This is a genomic window from Alkanindiges hydrocarboniclasticus (genome assembly GCF_001982605.1).
In the GTDB taxonomy this organism is placed as follows: domain Bacteria; phylum Pseudomonadota; class Gammaproteobacteria; order Pseudomonadales; family Moraxellaceae; genus Alkanindiges; species Alkanindiges hydrocarboniclasticus.
Map to the genome: position 1 here is coordinate 1 of NZ_MLCN01000063.1, position 7,913 is coordinate 7,913.

Consider the following 7,913-nt stretch of genomic DNA (forward strand, 5'->3'; position numbering starts at 1 on the left):
CAATAGGATATAAAACATACAAAAGTCGAAAATTTGAAAATTCCAGTTTTGATCTCTAGAATGCGTTTGCGAATAATACAAACACTTGGGCTGTAACCATGATTCTAAAAAAATCATTTAAAAACATTTATTTGATTGCGATTGTTGTAAATTTGACGGCTTGTAGCACTCTTGGGAAAAATGCAAATAAAAATTTAGCCTTAAATGCACAATGCATGACTATTGTACCCATGGGTGTTGGTGAAAGAGATGCGAATATTTTAAAAATTAGTGCTCAGGCTTGCAAGGAGCCGCAGAATGCCGAATTGTGGCAACAATTGGCTCAACAATTTTTTGAGCTAGGTAGCTATGATAAGGCTGTCCAGTCTGCCAATACTGTATTAAAGCTCCAGCCTGATAATGCAGCTGCAAAAGATATCATTTTGCGCTCCGGCCTTAAAATTACGGGTCGTGGTCTGGAACAGATGAAAGGCTCTATGCAGTTTTTGTATGGTGATACCTGGAATGAAGCCAATAAGGTTGCATCACAAATTAATCAGTCACGCGGGGAAAAGCCGCTTGAGGTGGTTAAAGCTAGCTCAAACGCAGTAATTGAGCAGCAAGATAATAAGAAAGTTAGCCGTAAAAAAGCTTATAGCAAAAAAATCACTTATAAAAAGTCAGCACCAAGAAAAACAACTACTGCGAAAGTAAAAACAGTCCAACCACCACCTAAGCCCCAAAGCAGTAAGCCGACTAATCCTTTTTCATCATTTAACTAAAATTTAACAGAATCGGTTGAGGAACAAAATTATGGCAAAGCGCGAAAGTGTACAAAAACGTCTGCAACGAATCCGGCCACCACGGGTTCATCTGACCTATGACGTGGAAGTTGGTGATGGAAAGGAATCCAAGGAATTACCCTTTGTGGTCGGGGTAATGGGTGATTTTGCAGGTGCTTCCGAAGTTGAACAGGCAAAATTAAAGGATAAAAAATTTGTCAATATTGACCTTGAGAATATTGATGAGGTGATGTCTGCCATGTCACCACGCACTGCATTTAACGTGGACAACCAGTTAACTGATGAAGGTGGACGCCTGCCTGTTGACCTGACTTTTAATAGTATGGATGACTTTAGTCCAGAAGCTGTGGTTCAGAAGATTGATCCTTTACGCCAACTGGTTGAGGCGCGCGCGCGCTTAACGGATTTACGTAATAAAATTTCAACCAGTGAGAAACTTGAAGATTTACTGGATGAGGTATTACGAAATACTGAGCAGGTACGACAACTGGGCCAACAGGAATTTGGTCAACACAAAACTGGCCAGCATGGAGAATAATAATGAATGGCGCTGCTTCTTTAGCTGTAAACAATTTACAAACCAGTGATTCTGAAGTAATCGACAATCCATCAAGCCTGCTGGATGAAATTGTGTCACAAAGCCGTATTGCCCGGTCAGACAGTGAGCATCAACGGGCAAAAGGCCTGATTGCCGAACTGGCCCGTGAGGTAATGTCGGGCAGTATTCTGGTTTCTGATAACTTGTCTGCCTCAATTGACAAACGTATTGCAGAGCTTGACCATCTGATTTCAAGACAGCTTAGCGCCGTAATGCATCATCCTGAATTTCAGAAAATTGAATCGGTGTGGCGTGGCCTTTACTATTTTTGTCAGGAATCCCCCTCTAACCCGATGATCAAGATTCGCCTGCTAAATACCAATAAGAAGGAGTTGATCAAGGATTTTCAAAGTGCGATTGATTTTGATCAAAGCGCATTGTTTAAAAAAATCTATGAAGAAGAATACGGCACATTTGGCGGCGCTCCTTTTGCCGCCATAATTGGTGACTTTGAGTTTGATCGCCAACCTTCGGATATTTATCTGCTGGAACAGATTTCACATGTGGCGGCTGCCTCACATACGCCATTTATTTCAGCCGCAGCTCCGGAAATGCTGGGACTGGATTCCTTTACTGATATTGACCGTCCACGTGATGTGGCCAAGATTTTTGAAACCGCAGAATATGTGAAGTGGCGTTCTTTCCGTGATAGTGAAGATGCCCGTTATGTTGCATTGACCATGCCAAGGTTTTTGGGGCGTTTGCCTTATCATCCCAAGGAAGGTACTGCGGTTGAAGGCTTTAACTTTGTTGAAGACGTAAGTGGTTCCAATCATGACCAGTACTTATGGGTAAATGCAGCATATGCCTTTGGCACACGTTTAACCAATGCCTTCGATTTATATGGCTGGTGTGCGGCAATTCGGGGTGTGGAAGGTGGTGGACTGGTGGAGGGTTTACCGGTGCATACTTTCAAGACGGATGATGGTGAAGTGGCATTGAAATGCCCAACTGAAATTTCTATTACGGATCGTCGTGAAAAAGAGCTGAGTGACCTTGGATTTGTTCCTATGGTTCACTGTAAAAATACTGATTACGCTGCATTTTTTGGCGCACAATCGACCCAAAAAGCCAAGAAGTATGACAACGATTCTGCCAATGCCAATTCAATTTTATCGTCGCAGATTCAGTACATTATGGCGGTTTCACGGATTGCCCATTACCTCAAGGCCATGATGCGCGACAAGGTAGGCAGTTTTGCTTCAGCAGGGAATGTAGAAGCATTTTTAAACGAATGGTTGTCTCGATACGTACTACTAGACGATGGCGCTTCACATGAAGCCAAGGCGCAGTATCCGCTGCGTGAAGCATCGGTAAAGGTTGTAGAACAGCCTGGGCGCCCAGGGTGCTACAAGTCCGTGGTTTTTTTAAGACCACATTTTCAACTGGATGAGCTTTCGGTTTCTCTACGGCTTGTCACTGAGCTACCTCAGGCTGCAAACGGTTAATTGCGTTTTAATTTTATTTGACATAACAAAGGTAATATCTAATGAAAGATATATATATCCAATTTAGAGGCAAGTATAAAGTAGACGGTGAGTCTCGCGATAGTGAACATAAAGACTGGCTGGAAGTAAATAGCTGGGCCCACCAGATTCGTCAGCCCAAGTCAGCAACTGCCAGTAGCGTGGGTGGCCACACTGCTGAACGTGCTGAACATGATGACATGGTATTTTTTAAGGATCTGGATGCAACCAGTCCAAAACTGTGGGAAGCCTGTTCAGCCGGTTATACTTTTGATGAAGTGCAAATTGACTTTTACCGTGCGAATGGTGACAAACGCGTTAAGTATTTGCAGGTTAAATTAAAGCATGTACTGATTTCTAACGTGCGTCCCGAAGTCATGTCAGAAGGTGTACCCACTGAAGCCTTCGGCCTTAAATATGCAGCTGTAGAGTGGACCTACACCCAGCAGTCTATTGATGGCGCATCTAAAGGTGCTGTGACCAAAAAATGGTCATTGTCCAATAATACAGCGACTTACACTGCTTGATGTAAGCCACTGAAGATTAGAGGCACTGCCTCTAGTCTTTTCCAGCCTCTGGTTTTTATGATTTTAAAATGAATATTCACTCACAAAAAATCTTTGGTTTTCAGCCTACTTTATTTGAACGGTTACTGGCAGATGATGCTGATAATCGCGATCCTTGTCGCTGGAATATTCAGGAACTTAAGGATTCAGTCGCGCGGGATATTGAAGAATTATTAAATACCCGAAGTATTCATCTGGAAGCCATTGCTGACTATCCGCACGCAAAAAAAGCCATTTTAAATTTTGGCATTCTTGATTTTGTGGGTTTAAGCACTGCCAACCCACTACATCGTGATCAGATTTGCCGTGCGATTCAGGCCACTATTGCAGATCAGGAAACCCGCTTGAGCCATATTCAGGTTTTTATGCATATTGACAGTGATCATGTGGGCTCACTGCTACTGACGATTAAAGGGGTACTAAATATTAGGCCTATACAGGAACCAGTGGTTTTTGATGCTGTACTCAATCCTGCAACCCAGCAGTATTCCATTAAAGCCGCTGGCTTATAACAGGTAAGTATTTTGGATCATTTATTACCCTACTATGAACAGGAACTGTCGTTATTTATGCGACAGTCCAAAGCATTTGCCGAGGCTTATCCTAAAGTAGCCAGTCGTTTAATGATGACTGGTGAATCGGTTGAAGATCCGCATGTTGAGCGACTGATTCAGGCATTCTCATTAATTTCTGCGCGTATTCATAAAAAACTGGATGATGGCTATGAGAATTTTACCTCAGCATTGTTTGAGGTGTTATATCCAGCTTATCTCAAGCCGTTTCCCTCCTGTTCCATTGTGGCGCTGGAGCAGGGCATCAAGCTAAACCAGTTAACTGAACCTGTGCTGGCTAAAAAGGGAATGCTGTTAAGTACCAAGCCTTATCAGGGCGTGAGTTGCCGCTTTAGTACAGCTTATCCAGTCACATTGTTGCCGCTTGAACTGGATAAGCTGGAGTTTAAGCTCAATGCGGTTGAAGAAAGTTATCAGTACAGTAATGCTAGTTTAAAGCTGCATTTTAATATTCTATTGTCTGGATTTGATGTGACACAGCTGGCCAGCCAGCAATTACGGCTTTATCTGGATACGACACCTTTTGGCGTGGCCCAATTGCGTGATCTGATGCTAAACCAGACAACAAAGGTTTATGCAGGCAATAGTTTTATACCTGCACGAAGCATTAAAAATCCTTTTTTACTGGCGGGATTTGCCCCTGAAGATGCATTACTGCCAGCGGATCAGCATGCACATCATGCATACCGTCTTATTGCTGAGTACTTTGCTTTTCCTGAAAAATTTAATTTTATTGACCTTGCGCTGGATGGTTTAAAACCATTACTTAATCCTGCCACTAAGGATTTTTTTGTAGAGCTAAAATTCAGGCTGGATAGTAATAATAGCAAGTTCATCCAGGCCTTAAGCCAGCTTGGTGCAAAAAATATCCGGCTATTTTGTACACCTGTAATTAATTTGTTTAAAAAGCCTGCCGAACCGATCAAAATTAATCACAAGCAAGTGAAATACCATGTAGTAGGGGATATTCACCATCCACAATTTTATGAAATTTATGCCATTAACAGGCTGTCATTAATCCGTGAGGCCGCCAACCGACAACAAACCGTGCATGAGGTTTTACCCTTTTATTCTCTTAACCATGCACGTGAACAGCAACATGCGTTGTATTACCATATCGAACGTGAGCAAGACGTTCAGCCAAACCAGTTGGGTTATGATTATCAGATTACGCTGGTTGATCATCAGTTCGATCCTTCAGCCATTCAGGCGGATTACCTTAGTCTTGACTTATGGTGCACCAACCGGCATTTACCCCAGCAAATTCCTTTTGGGCTGGCACAGGGCGACCTAAATCAGGAAGATACTGGCCCATTTCGGCAGGTACGATTTTTAAAAAAGCCAACACCGACGTACCGCTTTAACCATGCGAAAGAAGGGAATTGGCGTATTATTTCCCATTTATCCCTCAATACCCAGGCCTTGAATCATCAGCAGGATATTCGGGTTTTAAAGGAAGCTTTTACCTTATATGAGCTAACCCACAGTGCCTATAACTTAAAACAGATCGAAGGCTTTAAGGCAATTAGTTTTGCACCTGCCACTAGCATGGTGCCTGCATTACCCTATCCCATGTTTATCCGTGGGCTGGAAGTCAGGGTCTGTATTGAGGAAAGCAGTTTTATTGGAACAGGAAAACACCTGATTGGTCAGCTGCTGTCGCATTTTTTTGGGTTAAAAGTCAGTCTTAATAGCTTTATTCAGGTCATTCTTGTGGATGATACGACAGGTAAGGAACTGCTTAAATGTCAGCCGCTCAATGGTTTTCGCCAGTTAGTTTAATTGCTGGCCTTTGCCAGCAGCCTGAAGGGTTTGAGTTTTTTCAGGCCGTGCGCTTGTTACAGCTGTACCTGAAGCAGCAAAAGAACCTATCGGCCGATCAGGTACTGGATGAGGCAATCGAATTTAATGCCACCCTGTCTTTGGCATTTCAAAAAAGTGAGATTGAATCACTGAAGCACGTAGAGCAAACCGGACGCTATATTATTATACCCACCATGCTGGGCTTAACGGGTAATCTCGGTGCATTACCACTGGTTTATACCCAAAAACTCAAGAGTAGTTTATGGGCCAGAAAGCATGGATCACTGGCTTTTTTAAACCTGTTCAACAATCGGCTGATCAACTTATTTTATAAAGCGGCAGTTAAGCATAATCTGCCTTTACTGGCTGAAATTTATCAGGATAAGCGTTATCTCAATTGTATTCATGCACTCACCGGATATTCTCAAACAGAAAACAGCCCAGATAATCTAAAGGAAGATTATATTTTTGCTGAATTTGGGGGCTTGCTACAAGGGCAAACCCTAAATATTGAAACTATCCAGCAGTTATTAACAGCTATACTGAATCATCCAGTTAAGGTGCATCAGTTTATTGCCGAGTGGTTTGAAATACCAGTTAGTAATCGGAGTTATTTGTCTGACAATAGTGTACAGCTGGGTATTAATAGTTTTTGTGGTGAAAAAGTCAAGCAAATTGATTCCAAAATTCAGCTTGAAATTGGCCCTTTGTCCTATTCAGATTATCTTGAGTTATTACCAACAGGAAAAAAATATCAGTTACTTAAAAAAATATTAAGCCGGCTATGTAATTTAATACTCATTGTTGAGGTTAAGCTGGTTATTCAAAAGCAAGCAGTAAAACCTGTATGCCTTGCTTTTAACAATAATATAGGTATTGGGCAGGGGGCTTTTTTACTGAGTAAAGAACCACAGAATCATCAGTCCCAGACCAGATTCATATTAAAATAAAATGGAATTATAAATGCGCTGGTTAATGTATCTTTTTGCCTTATTTGTCACCATTGATATGATTATCATTGCTTATTGGCAGGATAGTCAGGCTAGTATTGATTTAAATGGCATTTTGTTTTATTTACTGGGCTTGCCATTACTGGTTTTTACAATAAGTTATACGGCTAGCCTAATCTATAGACAATTAAGAAGAATCAAGACTGAAAGCACTCATGAAGAGCAGAGTAGCGATTTAGCAGCCCAGTTTTCGTCCGAACATTCTACGCAAGTACCAGTTTACTTGAAAGTACATGCGACTGCTTTGCAAACCAGTGAGGGAGATGATCCTGCCGATATTCTGAACGCATTAAAAAATTATAAAGCAGCACAACTGGATCCAGAGCTGGTGAATGCTCTCGGTGTTTACATTCTGAGTCGAAGAATTGATATTTCTGAAGATGAATTTAAGTATAGGGACTGGATTGAAACGGATGATTCAGCTTATTTAGCCGAGAGTGCCTCACCACGCTTCAAGCGGATTGGATTAATTGTACAGCGGTTATTACAAACACTGGAACCGCAGTTGTGTCTTTTATCTGAAGGGATGGCACAAGCTTCACAATGGCACGCCCGACCTGATTTTGAGCAGCCAGTGTTGCATCCGGCCTGGAATGGACAGCGTGACCAACACATCACGCAGCATACTGAACAGGTGATTAACCAGATGCAGCAATGGCCAGCGCAGTTGCAGATTAGCTGTTTTCTACCGCAAAGCTGGGATGAGCAAGACCAGCAGTTGATAACCCATATAGTTAATCATGTAATGCAGCAACTTGAATTTAATTCGGATCAATATGCTTTTAACCCGACTATTTTAGATGCTGAGCTAAGCCAGCAGAAGTTACTTGAGCAGTTATTTGAAAAAATTAAACAGGATGAACACAATATTTATCTGGTTTTAGGTGCTGATAGCATCCTGGATCAGGAGGAAGTTGACGATATTATCTGGGGACAACCTAACTATATTGCAGCAGAAGCAGGTTATGGCCTATTATTATCGCATCAGAATATTGCTATTCCAACACTTGAAGAGATTAGCTATCTGCATATCAATCCTGATAAAAATAATTTAATAAATTTAAAAGAGGAAGATAAAACAGAGTTTATTTCGCCCATTAATCCACTTACTCATAC

At 41.7% G+C, this 7,913-nt stretch carries 8 protein-coding genes; all 8 read left to right on the forward strand.

What is annotated here, in order from left to right; all coding sequences use genetic code 11:
• Window positions 1–98: 98 nt before the first annotated feature.
• Window positions 99–761 (forward strand): tetratricopeptide repeat protein, encoded by a 663-nt coding sequence (locus BKE30_RS15110; RefSeq protein ID WP_076879390.1) that lies wholly within the window; start codon window positions 99–101, stop codon window positions 759–761.
• 31 nt (window positions 762–792) lie between these two features.
• Window positions 793–1,320, forward strand: a complete 528-nt coding sequence (gene tssB, locus BKE30_RS15115; RefSeq protein WP_076879391.1) for a type VI secretion system contractile sheath small subunit — start codon at window positions 793–795, stop codon at window positions 1,318–1,320.
• Between the two features lie 2 nt (window positions 1,321–1,322).
• Window positions 1,323–2,828, forward strand: coding sequence for a type VI secretion system contractile sheath large subunit (gene tssC, locus BKE30_RS15120; protein ID WP_076879392.1), 1,506 nt, complete (start codon window positions 1,323–1,325; stop codon window positions 2,826–2,828).
• 41 nt (window positions 2,829–2,869) lie between these two features.
• On the forward strand, window positions 2,870–3,373 hold the full coding sequence (locus BKE30_RS15125) for an Hcp family type VI secretion system effector (protein WP_076879393.1): 504 nt from the start codon (window positions 2,870–2,872) through the stop codon (window positions 3,371–3,373).
• A gap of 68 nt (window positions 3,374–3,441) precedes the next feature.
• Window positions 3,442–3,924, forward strand: a complete 483-nt coding sequence (gene tssE / locus BKE30_RS15130) for a type VI secretion system baseplate subunit TssE (protein WP_076879394.1) — start codon at window positions 3,442–3,444, stop codon at window positions 3,922–3,924.
• 12 nt (window positions 3,925–3,936) lie between these two features.
• Complete coding sequence (gene tssF / locus BKE30_RS15135) at window positions 3,937–5,766, forward strand: type VI secretion system baseplate subunit TssF (protein ID WP_083698624.1); 1,830 nt, start codon at window positions 3,937–3,939, stop codon at window positions 5,764–5,766.
• A complete protein-coding gene (tssG, locus tag BKE30_RS15140; RefSeq protein ID WP_076879396.1) occupies window positions 5,730–6,737 on the forward strand; it encodes a type VI secretion system baseplate subunit TssG in 1,008 nt (335 codons plus the stop codon). Before tssF ends, tssG begins: the two co-directional genes overlap by 37 nt.
• A 115-nt stretch (window positions 6,738–6,852) precedes the next feature.
• Window positions 6,853–7,913 (forward strand): hypothetical protein (locus BKE30_RS15145; protein WP_143253808.1); only part of this gene is annotated, 1,061 nt, incomplete at its 3' end.

What these genes read in the sequence shown, in the direction of transcription:
- tssE (WP_076879394.1), top strand. Translation starts at nt 3,442, where the DNA reads ATGAATATTCACTCACAAAAAATCTTTGGTTTTCAGCCTACTTTATTT.
- tssB (WP_076879391.1), top strand. Translation starts at nt 793, where the DNA reads ATGGCAAAGCGCGAAAGTGTACAAAAACGTCTGCAACGAATCCGGCCA.
- BKE30_RS15125 (WP_076879393.1), top strand. Translation starts at nt 2,870, where the DNA reads ATGAAAGATATATATATCCAATTTAGAGGCAAGTATAAAGTAGACGGT.
- tssC (WP_076879392.1), top strand. Translation starts at nt 1,323, where the DNA reads ATGAATGGCGCTGCTTCTTTAGCTGTAAACAATTTACAAACCAGTGAT.
- tssG (WP_076879396.1), top strand. Translation starts at nt 5,730, where the DNA reads ATGTCAGCCGCTCAATGGTTTTCGCCAGTTAGTTTAATTGCTGGCCTT.
- BKE30_RS15110 (WP_076879390.1), top strand. Translation starts at nt 99, where the DNA reads ATGATTCTAAAAAAATCATTTAAAAACATTTATTTGATTGCGATTGTT.